The organism is Tolypothrix bouteillei VB521301, from assembly GCF_000760695.4.
Taxonomy (GTDB): domain Bacteria; phylum Cyanobacteriota; class Cyanobacteriia; order Cyanobacteriales; family Nostocaceae; genus Scytonema; species Scytonema bouteillei_A.
On the sequence record NZ_JHEG04000001.1, the window covers coordinates 4,933,351 to 4,954,107 of the forward strand.

A 20,757-nucleotide genomic window follows, 5' to 3' on the forward strand; every position below is an offset into this window, starting at 1 on the left:
ATAACCTGATACAAAGCTTAACTGGTCAGCAAACCTAATGACTGATAAATAGTTAAAAGTGAGTGGATTGAAAAACCCGCTCACTGCTAACTATATATAATCTACTAACCACTTACCACTCTTAGAGTTCCGATGGTGTATTTGGGGCAACAGTTTCCCCAGTACCTATATTTAAGACCAGATCTTGATCGGTAATTAAATCTGAGAGTTCCTTAACTTGCAAATTCATATCCTCACACGCTATCCGTAACTCTCGTGCGAAGGTGTTAAGGTCATCTCCATAGCCACACTGGTAAGCAGCCGTTTCAATTCCCTGCTTGGCATTCGCTCTTGCACAATCTACTAGTTCAGTGCCTTTTAATGGTGTAGGGGATGCCATATTCTTAGTTGTTTGTTATTTATTGCCTCTCGTTTAGGTTATCAACTACTGGGTAGCAATTCATCCTTCAAATGGTGGACTATAGTCTCTAACTGACGAATTCTATATGCCTCTTCCTAACGAATGAGATTCGCTGTTATACAGGCAAAACCCGCCTGCGCGGGTTCAAAATTTCTAACTTTCTGTTAGTCCGCGTAGGCGGATTTCGTTTTTGTAATTGCGAATTTTGTTCGCCCAAGTTTTTTAAAACATCTTCTAAGCACTAATTGTTGGTTGATACAATAGGTTACGAGTGGCTACCATGCTTGATACTAAAAGATCCATATCTTCTTGAGTATGGAGGGCATTCACAGTAATGCGAATTCGGGGTTTAGCAACAAACCAAATGGGAGATACCCAAACACCATGATTTTTCATGATTTGTCTACCAAAAATTTTGGGATTAATATCTGGTGGTAAAATAACTGGCACAACATTAGTTTCGCCAATTGCCATAAAGCCTTGCTCTATCAGGCGCGATCGCAAGTAGCGGGTATTTTCCTGTAGCTTTTTCACTCGTTCTGGAAATTGCCGTACTTGGCGAATGCTTTCTAGTGCTGCAGCTGCAAGTGGTGGCGATAGCGAAATTGTTCCAATTGAGGTTGGGGAGACATTTAACAGGGGTTTTAACTCTGATACGTGAGTGCTGATGGCTGCGCCTGCTGAGGCAGCGAATTTCGAGAACGTGGTCATAATTAAAGGTATAACGCCTCGCTCAATTGCGTAAGATGGCGAAATCCCAAAGTGTTCGTATATTCCTCTTCCTGTAGGACCTAGAGCACCGCTCGCGTGAGCTTCATCCATAAGGAGAACGCTACCTTCATACTTACGCATGACTTCGATGGTGTCTAGCAGGGGAGCAATATCGCCATCCATAGAAAAGACTGCATCAGAAACAACTACAATGCGATCGTTGGGGCGAACGTGGCGATACATTTTCCGAGCTAAGTCCTCCATATCACAGTGGCGGTAAGCTTTGACTCGGACGCGAGGACTGTGACCAAAGACCTTACCGGAACGAGTTCCTGCATTGACGACTGCTGAGACAATACAGCCGTGATTGAGGACGTCCGTGAAAATGATAGTTTCTCTAGTATTCTGGAATCCCGGTACTGGAATCGCCAAGTGACAGAAGGCATCCATAAAAGCTTGCATTGCCATCCAAGCATTTAAAAACAACTGCGTGTGAGGCAAATCTTTAAAAGCTGAAATTTCATCCTCTAGCTGCTGGTGTAAATCGATACGACCGCTTAAAACCGAGCAAGAACTGTTAGATGTACCGTACTTAAGAATAGAATCAATAGCAGCTTGCTTGACTGCCTCTTCTTGAACGAGCCCTAAAATGTCATTACTGCAGAAACTGAGAACTGTCCGACGTTCACCAGTTGCTACTTCTGTAATTTCTACCAAATTCCCCTGCTTTTGATGACAAATAAACTCGTCTGGATCGAGTCCACTCTCGTACCAACGCTGCACATACTCTTTAACAATTTGCACTCTTATACTCCTCTCACCAAACATCGTTTGTCCCGCAAGACAGGTGTCTTTTAGTTATGGAAAGTGAATAGCCAGCGATCGCTGTCTTCTTCCGTGTTCCTGATTTGTCGGCGTCACCGCCTACCCCCAATTCTGGGGTTAAGTGTGCCTTGGGTTGTGATTTAATACATTTTTACATGAATTTTTGATATTACTGGACTATCAGCTATTTTCCTCTATAGACATGACTTAGGTACAGTGTTTGCATGCTGTTCAATGACCATCACAATAGCGCAGTTAGTTCCCCTAATTTTATGCTTGTGTTGTTTATTGCTGCTAGAATACAGAACTATGTAATTCCTCTGTGTGAACCTATTTGTCTCAGTATCCGTAGAATCTAGCAGTACGGTATATGTCCAGTGTGTGAATTTATTCGCTTCACTAATCGTTTAAGTTAAAGTTATCAAAAATATCTCATATTTTACCGATGTTACGCGATCGCAAGCTGTTAGTGTTGCTTTTAGCAGGTTCTATGACAACAATGGCTGGGGGAATCGTTGCTCCCGTATTGCCAGATATGGTGCAACAACTCAACCTCAATCCTGGGCTAGCAGCTCACTTAGTCAGCATCCACTGCTTGACAAATGCTTTGTCTAGTCCTTTACTGGGTCTTTTAGCAGATCGAGTCGGTCGCTTGCGTATTTTGATAGCTTCATTGCTCCTCTATGCTCTATCTGGTACGGCGGGGGCTTTTATGCGATCGATAGAGCCATTATTAGCTACACGAAGTTTGCTTGGCATAGCAAGTGGTGGAATTGCTGCAGCGAGCCTCGGCTTATTAGCTGGTATGTATGAGGGTCAGGCGCGAAGTCAAGCTTTGGGTCAAGCAACGAGTACCCTAACAATTGCAGGTATTTTCTTTCCTCTGTTAGGTGGTTGGGTAGGGTCATCTCATTGGCAGTTTACCTTTTATTTATATGGCTTGGGATTGCCACTAGCAATTTTGGCTGCCTCAATTTTAAGGACAAAGCAGTCGGTACAGCAAAAAGCAAATGCCGTTTCCACTCGTGACCAGCTCCGCCAAGTTTTTGGCAATCAATACACGCTGTGGTTGTTATTAACCCTTGGGTTGGCTTCTATCGTCATGTATTCCGTAGTGATATATACACCTCTATACTTAAAACAAACTATAGGAGTTGGAGCAGTTCTCAATGGAGTTGTTTTAGCATCACGAGCAGTTGGAGCTGCAGCGATATCAGCATTTGGTGCTCGACAACTCGCTAAAAATATTGGTACGGAACGTTCTATTGCTGTTGGATTTGGGTTAATGGCGCTGACACTAGCAACAATTCCCCTACTGCACGAACTCGGGTTGATTCTGCTTGCAGCAGTGCTTTTTGGCGTAGGTTTTGGTATTGTCTTGCCCAATCTCTACAGTATTTTGGCAAATCTGGCTCCTGCAGAACTGCGATCGAGCGTACTCGCTGCCGGGACGGGCGCAGGCTTCCTGGGTCAGTTCCTTTGTCCCTTTCTGCTTGGACCAACCCTCAGTTATGGAGGATTTGAAATGATATTTTATACCTCAGCAAGTTTCTCTGTCGCAGCCGGAGTGCTGCTCATGTTTTTTTCTACAAATAATAAATTCGCAAAACCCGATTCAAATTAGTAAATCCCCAACTTTTTGAAGGATGCTGTTGGTGAAGATGCGATCGCGTCATTTGCTACTCACTCGTTCCCAAACTCTAGTTGGGAACGAGCAAACCCTACTCTTCAGGTAACCTAACCTCTTGTTCTACCTTTAAACCTGCCAGAAAATTGCGGTCTTCGCTAATATGAGGAAATTTCAGTTGAGAATCGGGAATTCCCTTTTGCAACTGGCGTTTCCGAACAATACCAAAGCTTCCCGCCTCTAAAACCCGCAGTCTTGGTGGAGGTACCTGATCCTTGCGTTTGGAACCGTAATACACGTTAATCTCTTTGAGCTTGCGATCGAAGCTAGTTAGGAAAGCTTGGGGATCGCTCAAGTTTTCACCAGGAGCAAGTTCAATGTTCACCAAGTAGTGAGCGGGAAACTCGTTCTCCGACAAAGTGATACAAAAATCTTCAAGATGTAAACCAAATTCTTGCTGCAAGAGTTGCATTACCTGAGTAACGTGAAATTCCGTTGTTTTTTCTGTTGTCGAAGACAGTATTCCGCCGCGACGGTAACGAAAGACGATCAGAGGCGCTTGCTCGTAAAAGCCCAACACTTCAACAACATCACCAATATCATAACGGTAGAAACCACTGTAGTTGGTCATCAGGATGCGGTAGAGTTTTCCCGGCTGAACTTCAGTGGCGAGTAGAGTTTTCGGGTGTTCTTCTTCCCATTGGTCTTCTGGAATAAATTCAAAAAAGCCTGTTTCTATAGCGAGGATGCTGCCATCATTGTTGACGTCATGATAAATACTGAATGTGCCTTCTGCTGAGGCAAACACTGCACCAAATACGGGAGTGTCTCCCAAGTAGGAAGGAAATCTTTCAAAGTAAAAATCGGATGTTCCTCCCCTTGCAGTGGCAACATAAGATAGATTGGGCCAAGCTAAATTTGGAGTCAGCCGTCCTGACGATCGCAAAACTTCTCGCAGTTGTGCGGCGCGATTCGGATTGGCTGACCATCTCCGTTCTAATTGGAACCGCAATTCTGGTTCGAGTTTCAACCAATCGGCTATTGTCCCTTTGTCTATATCTCGGATCAACTCTTCTGCGTACCGCTCAAGGTAATTGCAGGTTCTGAGGATCAGCATGGGAAAGTTGGCGATGATTCCTCGCATGGAGGGATCATTCAGCGCAAATAAAAAGCACAAATAGTGCCTTGCTATGCTATCTTCCGCCTTTAAGGTTTCATAGGGATGGGCAAAGAGTTGTTCGTAGAGAAATTTCCCCATGCGAAGGACTCCCGTACCTGCCGTCCCGTAGTCAATACCCCCACTGGTACGCCCTGTTATTTGCGTTGCATTGGTAACTAGCAGTTTGCCAAACCTTTTTTGCCGCGATCGCAGTGCTTCATTCAAAAAACCGATACAAGTCAGATTAGCCCATCTTAAAGAGTTTTGAAATCTTTTTGTAATGGGAATTAATTTCTGGTTTCCCGTTGAGCCACTGGTGGTATTTAAATAGACAACCGGATCTGGTGTGAGGACGTTTTGTTCGCCTTTAGCAATACGTTGAAGGTAAGCTTCGTAACCACTGTAAGGTAAAATTGGAACCTGCCGCTGAAACTGGGCAATAGTTTTGATATCTCTTAACCCATATTTACGACCATTATCAGTATCTTTGTGAGTTTGCAACAGCTTGTGCAAAAACTGTTCTTGTACGGCATCAGTTTGGCGGATTTTTTTTACAAATTTTTCCTTAGCACGTTCTGCAACAAATGTCAAAGTTGGTAACAAGAAGTTTGTCATGAAAGCTTGTATTTTTCTATGAAGTTGCGCTGATTGTTGGATACTAAAACAGAGATGTGACCGAGCGATTGCACTAACCGTCCTAGCCTTAACATCCCTATGGAGACTGAAAAAGTAGGTTCTGACAAGGTCTTAGATTCAGATGTTAACTTCTTGAAAGCTCATTCTCCTAATATCGCATGAACTGCTGTTGTTGAATGTAGAGCATTCCAGAATAAAGAATTGTTTGGGTTGGAACAGACAGTGAATGGTACTTTGGCTGGAATTGTTAAAATTTATAAAATTTTAACAATTAAAAATTTTCATTTTTGAAAAAATGAATGACTGAAAGGCATACAGAACTCATCTACAGCAACAACACACTCATGCATTTACAGTCAAAGCAAAACTTTGAGTCAGAAGTATACAATATAACTCACCCCATATTACGGATTGATATAGCAGATTTAACACCAAAGATATTTTTTGAGAAATATCGAAAAACTAGCACACCAGTCATTATCACGGGATTGTTGAAAGACGAGAGCGACTGGACTTTAGATTATTTGTGTGAAAAGCTTGGCAATCAAAAATTTGTCTTTCGGAATTATGGAAGTGCCAGGTACAAACAGGACAAACGCAACTGGAAATCCATCGGTAGTGGAGTCGATTTACAAATTATGTCCTTCAGTGAATTCGCCGAACTCATGCGTAGTGGCAAGGCTCGTGAAAATGATATTAACCTGGGAAAACATCCCCTCAAAAATACTCCTCTCGCCGATAATCTCTCTTTAACAAGTATTGGAGAAAAACTGGGTTTAAAAAAATCGGTAACCCATCTCAATATTTACGTTAATCCGGCTGGTCATAGCTCGGGACTGCATTATGATTCTGTAGATGGGACACTCATGCAGATGCACGGTTCTAAAAAAGTGGTACTTTTCCCACCTTCTCAAACCAATAACCTCTATCCCTTTCCATTTTATATCCACCTTTTTTATGGTATGAAAATGCGTTGCTGGTTTAGCAAAGTGAATGTGGAAAATCCAGATTTCACATCATTTCCAAAATTTAAAGAAGCACTCCAGCACAGACATGAAGCCATTCTCAACCTCGGTGAAACTCTTTTTATCCCTGAAGGGTGGTGGCATGATGTAACGGCATTAGGTGATGAAATGGTTTGTGCGGTCAATAGGTTCTGGCGAGTTTATCCTATTTCACGAGTTTTGTTGTCTCGAAGTAGATGGCGTGCTGTGTTGGGAATGATATGTGCATTACCTCATATTTTGTTCAATTTTGCCACTGTTGCTTTCAGCCGCGATCGCAAACAAAAATTCAGCAAAATTTCTCACAGGTTATAAAATAATCAATAAAAGTGTGAGGAAAAAACGTCGATGACCGAGTTGGAGAAGCTTTCTGCAAGCCCAGCCTTCTCCTTGGGGGTAGGAATCGCTTGTTTTGTCATAGCATTTGTCTTGGCAAGTTTAGTTGAATATTGGATACATCGGTTGATGCACGCCTCGCCTAAGGTTGGCGAACGTCATCGCGACCACCATCGTCGCAATGAAGGACAAGGGGTGGTGTGGGAGTTTCGGGACTATATCAAAGGCAGCGCTGTAGTGATGTTTTTGATGTTTTTCTACTCTTGGCAAGCTGGAATTGGTTGGTTTTTGGGTGCGCTGGTTTATGCTGCATTTTCAGCTTACGCCCATCAACTTCAACATGAAAACCCAACCAAGTGCTTTTGGATGAAAATGCCAGTACACTACGTACATCATAAGTATGGTATGTGGCACCATAATTTTGGTTTGGCAGTGGATTGGTGGGACCATGTGTTTGGGACGTACAAACCTATGGAATGGTTGACAGCAGAAGAACTCAATCAACCAGAACGGGGTTATTTTCAGCTGCGCTGGTGGTAGCAATAACAAGCAATGGTGACAAGTGATTCTAGTTGCCGATCTAGTCAGAAGATAAAAATCTTATGTATAGAATTGGTTTTTCTTGGAGTTTTGGTATATTTTTCTAAACAGCTTTAAGCTTTGTAGGCGGCTGGAACCGGAGGAAAACAAATTTGAATTATTTCCAAGAGGCAAAAGCCCACTTTGTTGCGAGTCATCAGCATCCTATTAACCAGTTTCTGCATCACTTAACAAATCTCCTGGCAATTGGGGCGGTTGTCTGTCTGTTCTACGACTGGCGACTGACACTTGTTTGCTTGGTACTTACCCAAGTTTTTGCTTTGGGTGGGCATGCACTCTTTGAAAAAAACGAGCCTGCTTTTGTTAGGTATCCCGGTATAACCATCGTAGTCTCGATACTATGGTCTTTCGAGAACTGGTTCGGTGTACGCCAAGTTTTGAGATCTTTTACGCAAAAGTCAGTTTAATGTTTGCGCTTTGACTGGTGAAAAGGAGAAAATAATTAATGTATCAAGGTTTGTTGGTGATTGATGCGGATGCTCATAAGATAGAAAATCCTTTAGTCATGAGGGATTACCTCGATTCAGAGTATCAAGATCGCATTGGTCTGACAATTGATAGTCTGGGTGACCAAAGGGCAAGAATAGCAGACTTTAACCCAGCCACAGGTAAGAACGACCTCGTGCGGATGTTCCCTCAACCACAGGGATTGGGTAAGGGAGGCTTTCGCACCTTACACCCAGAGACCACTTTGGGTGCAATGTTCAATAAAATCCGCCTCGAACACATGAACCAGGAAGGTATTGATGTTCAGGTTATATATGGCACATTAAACTTAGTATTTTCAAGCATCATAGATAAAGACTTCGCGATCGCACTTTGCCGTGCATACAACAATTATATTGCTGAGGATTGCCGGGGGTACGGTGGTCGCCTCCAGCCTATTGGCGTTCTACCACTACAAGATGTAGACGCTGCAGTGGCGGAGATGCATCGTTGTGTGAATGAACTGGGCATGATAGGTGTAGCTGTTGCTCCAAACTTGCCAATTCCCCATCCCAAAGCACCTGAAGCGTTTCCAGAAATTCGTACTTGTAAGACGATCGGCCATCCCGATTTTCACCCCTTATTGCAAGCAGCTGTAGACTTAGACATTGCCCTTGGCATTCACGGTGGTCCCGGTTCTTCTATGGTGGGTGGCATTTCCGATCATATGGAAACTTTTGTTCTCACCCACATTTTCGTGCAGCGGAACCAACAACAGCTAGCACTAGCACGCATGGTGTTTGATGGAGCTTTTGAGCGCTTTCCTACACTCCGCGTTGGCTTTCTAGAAGGCGGCTGCGGCTGGTTACCAGATCTCGCCCATGCCTTTCACGAGCATTGGGAAAAGCGCATTCGCGATTTTGACCCCAAACATCCCTATCGCCCATCCCTGATCGAATACACAAAATTGATGATTCAGGAAAGAGGTAGCCACAATAATATCAATCTGATGAATCAGGCTAAAAACCTCTTCGACCTCTTGTGGAATGCCCAACACGACCCTACCAAAATTGATGACGCTAGCTTATACGAGCACTACGATCTCCGTCATCGAGATCCCTTAGAGTATTTTGAACGGGGGCAAATCTTTACCTCTTTTGAATCAGACGATCCCGGTCCTTCTTATCTTCACATCTCTATGGGTGAAGTCGGTAAGCGCGTAGCTTGCTTCTCTGGGGATTACGGTCACTGGGATGGCGTACTTCAGAACTGTGTTCGAGATGCTGCTACAGTTGCTGATTACGATCGAGAGCATTTGGGGCTATTGCTAGGCGGTAATGCTCTAGCACTTTATGGCGATCGCTTGCGCCAATCTCTACCCAAAGAGTTATTAGCCGAAACAGGCAGTAAAGCAATAGTGTAAGTGATGGAACTAGCCACAACCCTCAAAAGTCAAACAGTTCATAACCGCGTCCGCGAGGTTGGCATCAACCCCAACTATTGGTATCCAGTTGTTTGGGCTGACCAACTTAAAGTTGGTGAAGTTATGCCTGTAGTGATTTGGCAGCAAGCAATTGTTGTTTACCGTGATGCCAATGGTCAAGTTTATGCCTTGGAAGATGCTTGTCCTCACAAAGGAGTTGCACTGCACAAAGGCAAAGTCCAAGGGAATCACCTTGCTTGTCCCTATCACGGTTGGGAATTTGATGGAAGTGGCGAGTGTGTCAGCATTCCTTACCTACCTCCGGGGCAAAAACTTCCCTGTGCTCGAGCCCTTAGCTATCCAATTCAGGAAAAATACAATCTGATTTGGATATTTCCGGGTGATGCTGCCTTGTCTGAACAATCCAAACTGCCTGATATACCTGAATTTGACCAGCCCGATTGGTTGATGGTGCCAATCCCAACTCACTTTAAAGCACATTTCTCCATTTGTAATGAAAACACGATGGATGTGTTTCACGGGTATTTGCACCAAGAACTACAGGGCTGGTTCGATCCAGTTCTGATTAACTTACAGGCAACAGAAACATCCGTGTGTGCTGACTATCGGGTTTCTTATAAAGGCACTCTTCCCAAACTCTTAGGCTGGAGCGATCGCGCAAATAAAGTCACAACCCGGACTATCTCAATCCGGTATTGCTACCCCCACTATCACAGTTCGCTCGAAGGTCTCTCCTCCCTCTACCTCATGCGACTACCTGTTAGTCCAACCGAAACGCGATCTTTTTCCTTTTTCTTTGTTAAAATTCGCCTTCCTAAATGGATACTCCAACCGATCGAGAAACTGTTAGCAAATTTTATCTTGCGCTTGTTTCAAAAATTTGTTGCTCAAGATAGTGAAATAATTGAGAGCGAGCAGCAAAGCTATCTTGCAAATCCCCACCGACGTTATATCGAAATCAACCCTGCTATTATTGCCCTTCAACGGGTTCTCATATTGCAATATGAACAATCGCTACAAAAATTTAATGAGTAACTACAAAAGATGCTATATCTCAATATCGCTGACTTTATCTTAAATTTCGCAGGCTGGATCGAGCGACAGTAAAACTCCAAAAAACTTTAGATTTGATAAACAAATTCACTTTTATCAGATCTTGCATCAAGCGCAAACAAGGAGCGTCTGAAACGGAGCAATCCTTCTGACTGACTCCACCATGATTCAGCGTAGAACTAGACTGCTGTGCTTCAACTGGTGGGAACCACAAGCCAGCACAGACTCTTTGATTTTACGTTACCCTTTGAGGTTAATAATGCGAATTTTACTATTATATCCTCTGTTCCCTAAATCCTTTTGGTCTTTTGACAAAACACTAGAACTGATCGGGCTGAAAGTTTCACTTCCGCCTCTAGGAATGATTACAGTTGCGGCTATCCTACCCCAAACTTGGGAGTTTCGCTTGGTAGACCGTAATGTTCGTTTTGAAACTGAAGCAGATTGGAACTGGGCGGATTTGGTGATTATTTCAGGAATGATCGTCCAGAAATCCGATATGCTGTCTCTGGTTCGTGAGGCAAAGCGACGGGGTAAACTTGTTGCCGTAGGCGGTCCCTATGTCACTTCTGTTCCTAAAGACGCACAGGAAGCAGGGGCAGACTTTCTGGTTTTAGATGAGGGTGAAATTACCCTGCCAATGCTGGTTGCAGCTTTAGAACGGGGCGAAACCTCAGGAGTCTTCAGCGCCAAAGGAGAAAAGCCTGATGTGACTGCTACGCCTATTCCCAGGTACGATCTGCTGGAGCTAGAAGCTTACAGCGATATGTCCGTGCAATTTTCCCGAGGTTGCCCTTTTCAATGTGAGTTTTGCGATATTATCGTACTTTACGGGCGGAAACCACGGACTAAAACCCCCTCACAGTTACTGGCTGAGTTGCAAACTCTCTACGATCTGGGCTGGCGGCGCTCGATCTTTGTGGTAGATGATAATTTTATAGGTAACAAGCGCAATGTAAAACTCTTGCTGCGCGAACTTGTTCCTTGGATGGCAGAACGCGACTATCCTTTCCGCTTTTCAACAGAAGCCTCAGTGGATCTGGCACAAGATCCAGAACTGCTAGAATTGATGATTGCTGCCAACTTTAGATCTGTATTTTTAGGTATCGAGACACCGGATACGGAAAGCTTGGCATTGACTCAGAAATTCCAAAATACACGTCACTCTTTGATTGAATCCGTTCAGACAATTAACAGGGCGGGTTTGCGCGTTATGGCTGGTTTTATTATTGGCTTTGATGGCGAACAAGCGGGCGCTGGCGATCGCATTATCGAGTTTGTAGAAGCGACTGCGATTCCTCAAGCAATGTGCAGTATGCTTCAAGCGCTTCCAAGTACTGCGCTCTGGGAGCGGCTTCAGAAGGAAGGACGTCTGCAGAATGGAAAGGCTAACATCAATCAAACAACGCTTACCAATTTTATTCCTACTCGTCCTATTAAAGAACTGGCTGGTGAGTATGTGAGATGTTTCTGGAAACTCTACGAACCCAAACGTTATTTAGCTAGAGTTTTTCGACATTTCATGGCAATGAAACCGACCCCTCACAAAAAGAAATTCCGCATACCACAATTCAAGTATATCCGAGCATTGCTGATTATTTTTTGGCGGCAGGGAATCAAGCGAAATACCCGCTTCCAATTCTGGCGTCAGTTATTCTCAATTCTCTGGCACAATCCTGGAGTGTTTGAAGCTTATTTTATTAGTTGCGCCCACCTAGAGCATTTTATTGAGTACCGTGAAATTGTCCGTGAGGAAATCGAAGCACAACTCGAGCAATGCTTGGAAAACACATCTTTAGTTTCAATCCGTTAACCGAAATAAATGGCAATCAATCAAACGGCATTTAATATCCGGGTCGTGACAACGGCTGCAGACAACAAGATGTTTTTGGATGTCCCAAAAAAGGTATACGCTAACGATCCTTATTGGGTACCTCCTATTCGTAGCAGTGTTGCAAAGCAATTTACATTCGCAAATCCCTTCTTAGGATATGGAAAACTGGAACAGTTTATTGCTATATCCGAAGATGCAAAAAATCCTCAAGCAGTGGGACGAATAGTTGCTTCTGTCAATCAACGACTTATAGATCGTGAAGGTCAAAATATTGGCTTGTTTGGTTTTTTTGAATGTGTTAATGATTTTACTATCGCTCAAGCGTTACTAGAAGTTGCCTGCAAATGGTTGCGAGAGCAAGGAATGACTGCAGTTAGGGGTCCAATTGATTTCTCCACTCATAATAACTGCCTGTTTTTAGTTGATGGATTTGACTCACCCCCAATGGTGATGATGCCATACAATCCGCCTTATTACCGAGAGTTTATGGAAAAGGATGGATGGCACAAAGCTAAGGATGCTTATGCTTATGATTTTCCTTTAAATAAACCTCTACCAGCAGAATTTGAGAAAGGCTATCATATTGCTTGTAAATCGGGTGTAAACTTCCGCCCAATTGCAACAAAAGGTGAAGCCTTCGAGCAAGATGTCAAGAGTATATACCACTTGTTCAATACCACTTTTGCTAACAATTGGAGTTCCTCTCCCCGTACTGAAGCAGAATTTTTAGAAGAAGCTCAGGATCTCAAAGATTTAATAGATCCAGATGCTTTTCCCATAGCAGAATATGATGGCAAAATGGTGGGCTTTTTTATGGGCTTACCTGACTACAATATTCCCCTCAAGCACGTTAATGGAAAACTCAACTGGTTGGGGATACTTAAGTTTCTTTGGTATCGGCGTCAAATCGATCGAGGACGAGTCTTGGTCGTTTGCTCGCTACCAGAATATCGTCGAAAAATGGTACCTTTAGCCTTAATTTATTTAGGAATGCAAGGTGGTAGTAAAAAGGGAAAACCTTATAAAAGGGCAGAACTTTCTTGGGTGTTTGAAGACAATTTTCCCTCCCGCAAATTAATCGAAGCGGCTGGTGGCAAAATTTACAAAACTTTCAGAATTTATGAAAAATCCTTATGAAGGCGTTAGTAACTGGAGCTAATGGATTTACAGGTTCTCACTTAGTCAGGGCATTGCAAAAGCAAGGCAACACTGTTGTTGGGTTAGTACGTAAATCTAGTAATTTAACCCGCCTTGAGGACCTTAACGTAAAACTGGTTTACGGTGATATTTCTGATAAAGAGGCATTGCGATCGGCAATGCTTGATATTGATACGGTTTTTCACACTGCTGCTTATGTGGAGTTAGGAATTGTCAATGAAGCTGAGATGGAGCGAGTCAATGTAGAGGGGACGCGAGCCGTTTTAGAAGTGGCTCAAGAAACTGGCGTATCTAAGTTAGTTTACTGTAGCACTATTGGTGTATTTGGCGATACAAAGGGTCAAGCAGTCAATGAAACTTTTCAAAGAACGCAAAAGCACTTTTCCTCTGCTTACGATCGCACTAAATACCAAGCTCAACAATTAATAGATCGAGCTGCTAAAGCTGGTTTTCATGCTGTTAGCGTTCTTCCCTCTGGAATATTTGGTGCTGACGATCCCCATTTTGGTCCGGTCATGCAGCAGTTTTGCAAAGGAAGGCTCAAAGTATGGGCGGGAGGCGATCGCATTACTGGAATTGTCCACGTAGACGACCTCGCAGACGCAATGATTTTAGCAGCAGAAAAAGGGAAACCGGGAGATTACTATATTATTTCCGCCGGTGATTTAACACTGCGCGAAATGTTTGCCATTGTCTCCCAAGAAACAGGTATCCCAGTACCCCGTGAAGTTCCCAAACCCCTTGTAAGATTGGCTGGAAACTTACTCGACCCAATCGGACGGCTGCTGAAATGGCAACCACCCATCAGTCGGGAACGCGTTCACTACATCTACGACCGATGTGTCCGAGTAGACGCTACTAAAGCCCGTAAAGACCTGGGCTGGAATCCTCGTTCAGTGACAGAAACCCTACGTGAGATTGTAGGTAATAGTTAGTTGTTAGGGGGACAAGGAAGAAATTTCTCCCCCCTCTCCCTTGTTCCCAATCCCTATTTATTAAATATCGTGGCGGGATCGAGACGGGTAACTTTTTGAATGGCAAAAATTGCTGCGCCAGTACACATGAGAATAGTTACACCAAAAACTGCGATCGCGGTTGTTGGCGTAATTAGAATGAGGATACCTTGACTTGCCAGTGTCCAAGTGGCGACTCCAAAGCAAAGTGCCATACCAGGGATGTAACCGAGAATAGCCATCCATATAGCTTGCTCAATAATCACGCTGTAAATCGTCCAATCAGACGCACCCATTGCTTTGAGGGTGCCAAACTCCTTAAGATGCTCTGATACAGAAGAATAAAGTATTTGACCAACAACAATGGCTCCTACAATGATTCCCACTGTTGCACCCAGCCCTAAAATGAATCCGATGCCGGTTCGCTTTTGCCAGTAAACCTCAGTTCTTCTAATCATTTCTGCACGGGTGTAGGCACGGGTATTGGGTAAAGCCGCATCGAGTTTTTTCTTGAGTGCTTGCAAATTCTCACCGGGCTGGGCTTGAATTAGGATATAAGTGATGGGGTCTAGTGAAGATAAAGGTTTTGGCGCGGGAGTAGGATTCTTTTCCGGATCTACGTAAGTGGTTGTACACTGAATATCTTTAGAACCAGATTGCATTCGACAAGACACACTGGAAGTTTTACCAGAGCTCACGTAAGTAGTGGCACTTTCCAGAGAAGTAAACATATAAGGATTTGATGCAATCGAGCGGTTGCCTTGAGTTAAGCCTACCACTCGTACAGGAACAGTATTAACTTGTGCTCGATCGCCAACACGGCGTACACTTAAAGACTCTGCATTAAATGTATCTACTATAACAGTATACGGTTCTTTAAGAGCATTTTTATTGCCTTGGACGACATTGTTAGGTATAAACAATTGCCCCTCTGGGTCGAATCCAATGATTCTGACCGGCGCTATTCTCCCCATGGGGTGACGCCACACTCCTCCGGTAGCAATGAGCGCTTCTGCATTTGCAACACCAGGTACTTCTCTTGCTAAATTCACATGGGCTAAAGGCATTGGTAGGGTAAGGTCAAGGTAAATCATGCTGTCAGACGCTACCCAAATATCAGCAGTGGAATTGTTAATTAATTTAGTAGAGGAACGCGTAAACCCATTAAAGATACCTGTTTGAATAGTCACTAGGCTAACGGCAAACATAATACCTGCCTGTGCTGCTAGAAAGCGAGGAATGTCTTCAAGCAGATTTTTACGGGCAATTGAAACCATAACAAAAGCTGGTATATTAAGAAATTTTTTTAGTCTGACAGTAGCCATAGTATGCTAAACGCCTATTGTTGTGTTGGCAATCACAAGTTCCTGACCGAGCACTTTTATCATCATTCTATTGATAGAGATTGCACTCAGGAAATATGGCAAGGAACTTGTAGTTATAAGAAGTCATCTTTTACACCTGCTTTCTGAAAATTCATTTTCATGTCAGTCTATCAACCTAAAAATAAATTACCTGCCTCTGTATTCCTACTTATATTAGGGCTTCTTATCACTTCCAGCTTTGGATTTTTGACGAACACAAACTTCTCTTCTGACAAAAAAGGAACAAGTTCAGAAAAAGCTCTTGCCCAAACTCCACCCAAACCAGCACCTGAAGAAATCGTGCAAGCCGGGGAAGTACGAGCTTTATCAGGCAAGCTAGATACAGTACCTGTCTTTAATAGCAATAGCCCTGAATGGATCAAAACAGAGGGAATTTTACTCTCTACCTTTCCTGCAAACGGAAAAAAAGTTTCAGCCGCACACTTAAACTTTCCTTTTCAAGGAAAATTTGATTTATTTGCCCATCACTATACCCACACTCCCAAAGATTTGCAAACGCTGTATTTAGGGGTGATTTTGCACAATCCAAGTCCAAAGCCAGTCACAGTGGATGTTTTACAGGCGGCAAGTTACTTGATGCAAGATGCACCATTTGTCACTTTACCATCGTATGTAGAAAATTCTGATGGTAAAGCTTATGCAGGACCGGGGAATAGAGCAGTTGCTGACGTACTCCGAGGTATCCGACAAAGCGATTTTCCAGCGAAGCTAGTCATTCCACCACGCCAAAGCCGGATGTTACTCAATCACCCCATTCCAGTTAAAAATCTCGAAAAACCAGTGAATGGTCGTTCTAGCTTTATGAGGCTGCGTAGTAATGGCAAAATTTATGCAGCAAGCTTGGCAATGTTTGCTAAGAAAAATATAGATGGGAGCGATCGCGCACCCTCTTTAGAAGAATGGCAGGCAATGCTTGACACGGGAAGCTTTGCCGGACCGCGAGATAAAATCCCGACTCCACCAAATCAAACGGGCGGACAACTCATTTATGGTCGTGTTGCGGGTGTTTCTGAAGGTTCTCAATGGACAGCAACACTATTAGATAGCCCAAATGCAAAAAACTTGACTATTCCACAACGAGGTAAAGCCATTTCCTATGCCATCGCTACTCTCCGGGGGGGTCGTTTGGGAACGAGTCAAAACCAAACTGCAAAAATGCTAGTGCGTTATCCCGATACAGCTTACGAAGCGCACGGGAACTATGGAGTGGAATACAGCCTTAGTTTACCTTTGATCAACTCTACCAACCAAAACCAAACAGTATCCCTTACATTAGAAACCCCTTTAAAAGAAGACATTTTATCCAAAGGAGGTTTGCGATTCCGCAAACCTTCTTTAGATTTTCCTTTTTTCCGAGGTACGGTCAGGCTGCGTTACGTTGATGACAAAGGAGAACAAAAAACTCGTTACGTACATTTATGGCATAGAACTGGTCAGGTTTTAGAACCACTCATTAAAGTCGTGATGCCAGCAAATTCGCGTCGCACAGTGCAAGTCGATCTGATTTACCCCCCAGATTCAACTCCACCACACGTATTAACTTTGAAAACTTTAGATGGTTAATCGTTAATGTAGCACTCCTGCGCCTTAATAAAAAATAAGACATAAGAATGTGGACATACAGATAAATTTATTTCTGCATTTCCATATCCTTGTGTCTTTTTTAAGTGAAACCTTTCAGGTTTGTTCCTACTTCTCTTTAAGAATAAGCATCGCTTTGTTTGGCAGTTGAGTCACTCTTTATTTATGTAAGAGTTATATCAGTACCAGAACTGCTACGAACTGTTCTACCTATTAACTTTTTACACTCAACTCACATCACACTTATGCTCAAAAGTGTATTTAAAAAGTTCTTGTGATGACATGAGTAGTTTTACGGAATTTATGTTTGTTAGTTGTTAGCGGATAGTCGTTAGTGGTTCTCTACGATCTAACTTTCCCCATAACTACTAACCTGCAACCACTAATATGAATTTTCTCGATCGTATTTTTAAAACGCGAGTATAAAGGGAAATACTTTAAACAAAATGAAGAATTAAATTGGTTAAAAAGTAGCATGGCAAATCCTTCGTCGAACCCTGCGCCAAAACCCTACAGACACAATCAACCGCAAGAAGGTGGAGTCAAGCGTGTCTCTAAAAAACTTAAAAAGAAACCCCAGCAGAAAAGCTGGTTGGTATCAGCGATCGCGCTGGCTGTTTTAATGGGGAGTGGGGGGTTGGTTGTCACTTTTGCTTGGGTCAGCATCCAATTGATACTCAATCCCTATCAAGTAGGATGGATAAATAAATTTTTGCCGGATTGGGTGCAATTTTCCACAACTGGCGAGGAACTTCCTCGTACTCTCAAGCAAATTCAAGACTCTCTCAACCACCAGGGTTTGGAAGCAGGACAAATCTTACCTTTAAAAGGTGATACTGCAGTGTCTTTCTTGCTCCCAGTCTTGAAGCAACGCTCTAATTGTCAGTCTGATTGTAAATCTATCGTTGAACTTAGAGTTTATCAACGTTCTAAAGAATTGGAATTGAAATCCGTATCGGAGAAATATTATCGTTTGGCAACTCAGTTACCTGTTACAGGACCGGAAGAATCTTTTGTGGTAGCACCCTTGGTTAAGACTACAGATGAAAATCAAAGTTATAGTTTGCCCTTACCTCTAAATGAAGTAGGGCGTTTTGACGGTGAGACATCAACATCTGGTGTTTGGTTTTATTTACGAGGCGATCGCCAAGAAGGAACGAACCTCATTGCTTACGGTATTGTGGTTTATTACAATAGCGATCGCTCTCTTTTGCAATTCATGTTACCCTGGACCAGCCCCAACGGGCATTTACCCGAATGGCGACAAGTCACGGGTGGTGGAAACAAAGAACTTGTTGTGGATCAAACAGTAGGTTTAGAACCTCAGTTAAAAATTTACCAAGTCAAATCTGTTAAATACTTCCTCAATCCCATCCAGTTAGAAATTATTCCTTTGACACAACCTGTTATTAAGCATTCAGCGTACCGAAATGCTCTGTTGCTAGCCCGTAGCGGATTGTGGACGCCAGCTCTTGAACGGTTGGAATCTCTAAAGAAAAGCCAAAAAAAGCTTTTTTCACCGCTCGTGCAATCCCAAATAGATGCAATTCGCTTGCACTCCCAATTTACTAAGACTCAAGCCAATACAATCTGGGCAAGCCCCAGCCAAGAAGTTTTGGCAGATATCATAGATGGTCGTTGGGAAAAAGCTTTACGGGTATTCAAGGCTTCGCCACAAAACGCTCAGGAAATTTCCAGCCTCCTTAAAGGGGATGGGGAAAGGTTATGGAATCGCGTGGAAACAGAATTGCAAGTCAATCCAAAGCGACAGTCAGTGCAGGTTTGGGGTGCTTTGATTGTAGCAGCCCGCCACGGGAAAGAACGAGCTAACACCTGGTTGAGCCAGCGATCGCCCATCACACAAGACACCATTGCTTACGCTCAAAGCCTCATAGAACTTTTAGACGGTAAAGTTTCACAATGCGAGCAATCGCACCTCGGGTCTTGCGAGTACGATACGAGCTTCTGATGTTATTCGCTTTGAATCACACTTGTTTTGCTACTGTACAAAATTTGGTAGAAGCGATATACGTGCAATGCCCACTTAGCTTTCCAGGCTGCCCGTATCAGATAATTTTTGTACTTTCATATCCTGCAATTGCCTTAACAAGCAATCAACTTCAGCTTGCAGGTTCATAAATTTTGCTTGCTGCTCGGCCTGATAAAGGCATTTATTCAATTTGGTTGCCCAGTATGTTTGGGATTCAGTGTTTGAAACGCTAGAAGTAGTCATAACTATACGAACCACGAAATCAACTCACACCATTAGAGATATTATAATAGAGAAGTTTTAAGAATCATTAAAAAATTGTATATTCCTCATAATTGGCTGTAAGGTGTCTAATGTCATACATTCCCTGGACTACTTGCATAGTATTTTTGTTCCAAAAAAAACATTATTGTTGTGACCTTGCATATCGGTGACATTTGATGTGCAAAATAAGGGTAGATCGCTCTTTGGTTACCATCTCAGCTAAAAATAAAAGTTTTTAAGTACCGTGACTCTAAGCCTGACTGCTGCTAAATCATACCGCCAACCCTGGCCGGGGCTAATAGAAGCCTACCGTCAATACTTGCCTGTCACTGAAAATACACCAGTAGTGACTTTGCTAGAGGGTAATACTCCTTTGATTCCAGTTCCCTCAATTGCAGAACGTATTGGCAGACAGGTTCGCGTGTTTGTGAAATATGACGGTCTGAATCCAACTGGTAGTTTTAAAGACCGGGGAATGACAATGGCAATTTCCAAAGCAAAGGAAGCTGGGGCAAAAGCTGTTATTTGTGCAAGCACGGGCAATACTTCAGCTGCGGCAGCAGCCTATGCCAGACGTGGAGGAATGCGTGCCTTTGTCATTATTCCAGATGGCTACGTTGCACTGGGCAAATTAGCACAGGCATTGCTATATGGGGCAGAAGTTCTGGCAATTCAAGGGAATTTTGACCGGGCGCTGGAAATCGTGCGCGATATGGCAAACAGCTATCCAATTACTTTAGTGAACTCGGTAAATCCCTACCGTCTGGAAGGACAGAAAACAGCTGCGTTTGAAATAGTTGATACTTTGGGTGATAGCCCCGATTGGTTGTGTATCCCCGTAGGCAATGCGGGAAATATATCAGCATATTGGATGGGTTTTTGTCAATACCATCAAGAAGGAAAATGCGATCGCTTACCCCAAATGATGGGCTTTCAAGCTGCAGGTGCAGCACCTCTGGTGAATGGTCAGCCAGTATCGCATCCAGAAACCATAGCCACAGCCATTCGTATAGGTAACCCCGCAAGCTGGGAGAAAGCAGTTGCCGTTCAGCAAGCCAGCATGGGAAGTTTTCACGCTGTAACTGATACAGAAATTCTTGAAGCTTATCGGCTATTGGCATCAGAAGAAGGGATTTTTTGCGAACCTGCTAGTGCAGCTTCTGTTGCTGGTTTATTACAAGTCAAAGACCAAGTTCCCACAGGGGCGACAGTGGTTTGTGTCTTGACCGGTAACGGACTAAAAGACCCAGATACAGCTATTAAACACAGTTCCAGTCAATTTAAACAGGGTATTCAACCGGAACTTAAAGCTGTGGCAGAGGCAATGGGCTTTTGAAAAAATTATGAATGATGAATGATGAATTGTATTTT

General features: G+C 43.3%; 17 protein-coding genes. 12 read left to right on the plus strand and 5 right to left on the minus strand.

Features of this window, described 5'->3' with window-relative positions; all coding sequences use genetic code 11:
• Positions 1–121 precede the first annotated feature (121 nt).
• Together HC643_RS19890 and HC643_RS19895 are read right to left on the minus strand one after the other, a co-directional pair.
• A complete protein-coding gene (locus HC643_RS19890) occupies positions 122–379 on the minus strand; it encodes a hypothetical protein (protein WP_038081319.1) in 258 nt (85 codons plus the stop codon).
• 255 nt (positions 380–634) lie between these two features.
• Positions 635–1,915 carry an aminotransferase class I/II-fold pyridoxal phosphate-dependent enzyme gene (locus HC643_RS19895; protein ID WP_038081329.1) on the minus strand — a complete coding sequence of 427 codons (1,281 nt, stop codon included), beginning with the start codon at positions 1,913–1,915 and terminating at the stop codon, positions 635–637.
• Between the two features lie 466 nt (positions 1,916–2,381).
• Here HC643_RS19895 and HC643_RS19900 point away from each other — a divergent pair, with 466 nt between their 5' ends.
• Positions 2,382–3,560 (plus strand): MFS transporter, encoded by a 1,179-nt coding sequence (locus HC643_RS19900; protein WP_038081317.1) that lies wholly within the window; start codon positions 2,382–2,384, stop codon positions 3,558–3,560.
• A gap of 97 nt (positions 3,561–3,657) precedes the next feature.
• Here the strand turns inward: HC643_RS19900 and HC643_RS19905 are convergent, their stop codons facing one another.
• On the minus strand, positions 3,658–5,337 hold the full coding sequence (locus HC643_RS19905) for a GH3 auxin-responsive promoter family protein (protein ID WP_038081314.1): 1,680 nt from the start codon (positions 5,335–5,337) through the stop codon (positions 3,658–3,660).
• Between the two features lie 320 nt (positions 5,338–5,657).
• Between HC643_RS19905 and HC643_RS19910 the strand changes: the two genes are divergently transcribed.
• From HC643_RS19910 to HC643_RS19945, 8 genes are all read left to right on the plus strand, one after another.
• A complete protein-coding gene (locus HC643_RS19910) occupies positions 5,658–6,677 on the plus strand; it encodes a cupin-like domain-containing protein (protein WP_237265907.1) in 1,020 nt (339 codons plus the stop codon).
• A gap of 33 nt (positions 6,678–6,710) precedes the next feature.
• The gene (locus HC643_RS19915) at positions 6,711–7,238 is read left to right on the plus strand and encodes a sterol desaturase family protein (RefSeq protein ID WP_038081312.1); all 528 of its coding nucleotides are present in this window, start codon (positions 6,711–6,713) and stop codon (positions 7,236–7,238) included.
• Positions 7,239–7,390: 152 nt separating this feature from the next.
• Positions 7,391–7,705: an Mpo1-like protein gene (locus HC643_RS19920; RefSeq protein WP_038081311.1), complete on the plus strand. Its 315-nt coding sequence runs from the start codon at positions 7,391–7,393 to the stop codon at positions 7,703–7,705.
• 38 nt (positions 7,706–7,743) lie between these two features.
• Positions 7,744–9,147 (plus strand): amidohydrolase family protein, encoded by a 1,404-nt coding sequence (locus HC643_RS19925; protein ID WP_038081309.1) that lies wholly within the window; start codon positions 7,744–7,746, stop codon positions 9,145–9,147.
• 3 nt (positions 9,148–9,150) lie between these two features.
• On the plus strand, positions 9,151–10,203 hold the full coding sequence (locus HC643_RS19930; RefSeq protein WP_038081307.1) for an aromatic ring-hydroxylating dioxygenase subunit alpha: 1,053 nt from the start codon (positions 9,151–9,153) through the stop codon (positions 10,201–10,203).
• Between the two features lie 277 nt (positions 10,204–10,480).
• Positions 10,481–12,034: a B12-binding domain-containing radical SAM protein gene (locus tag HC643_RS19935; RefSeq protein ID WP_038081325.1), complete on the plus strand. Its 1,554-nt coding sequence runs from the start codon at positions 10,481–10,483 to the stop codon at positions 12,032–12,034.
• Between the two features lie 9 nt (positions 12,035–12,043).
• A complete protein-coding gene (locus HC643_RS19940; protein ID WP_038081306.1) occupies positions 12,044–13,192 on the plus strand; it encodes a hypothetical protein in 1,149 nt (382 codons plus the stop codon).
• Complete coding sequence (locus tag HC643_RS19945; protein WP_038081305.1) at positions 13,189–14,148, plus strand: NAD-dependent epimerase/dehydratase family protein; 960 nt, start codon at positions 13,189–13,191, stop codon at positions 14,146–14,148. Before HC643_RS19940 ends, HC643_RS19945 begins: the two co-directional genes overlap by 4 nt.
• 53 nt (positions 14,149–14,201) lie before the next feature.
• Here HC643_RS19945 and HC643_RS19950 read toward each other — a convergent pair whose 3' ends face one another.
• The gene (locus HC643_RS19950; RefSeq protein WP_038081323.1) at positions 14,202–15,443 is read right to left on the minus strand and encodes an ABC transporter permease; all 1,242 of its coding nucleotides are present in this window, start codon (positions 15,441–15,443) and stop codon (positions 14,202–14,204) included.
• Between the two features lie 207 nt (positions 15,444–15,650).
• On the opposite strand from HC643_RS19950, the gene HC643_RS19955 reads away from it, so the two are divergent.
• Both HC643_RS19955 and HC643_RS19960 read left to right on the plus strand, forming a co-directional pair.
• Positions 15,651–17,114 carry a DUF3370 domain-containing protein gene (locus HC643_RS19955; RefSeq protein WP_038081303.1) on the plus strand — a complete coding sequence of 488 codons (1,464 nt, stop codon included), beginning with the start codon at positions 15,651–15,653 and terminating at the stop codon, positions 17,112–17,114.
• A 493-nt stretch (positions 17,115–17,607) separates the two neighbouring features.
• Positions 17,608–19,101 (plus strand): hypothetical protein, encoded by a 1,494-nt coding sequence (locus HC643_RS19960; protein WP_038081301.1) that lies wholly within the window; start codon positions 17,608–17,610, stop codon positions 19,099–19,101.
• 75 nt (positions 19,102–19,176) lie between these two features.
• Here the strand turns inward: HC643_RS19960 and HC643_RS19965 are convergent, their stop codons facing one another.
• Positions 19,177–19,365, minus strand: a complete 189-nt coding sequence (locus HC643_RS19965) for a hypothetical protein (RefSeq protein WP_038081299.1) — start codon at positions 19,363–19,365, stop codon at positions 19,177–19,179.
• Between the two features lie 265 nt (positions 19,366–19,630).
• On the opposite strand from HC643_RS19965, the gene thrC reads away from it, so the two are divergent.
• Positions 19,631–20,722: a threonine synthase gene (gene thrC, locus HC643_RS19970; protein ID WP_038081297.1), complete on the plus strand. Its 1,092-nt coding sequence runs from the start codon at positions 19,631–19,633 to the stop codon at positions 20,720–20,722.
• Positions 20,723–20,757: the final 35 nt, after the last annotated feature.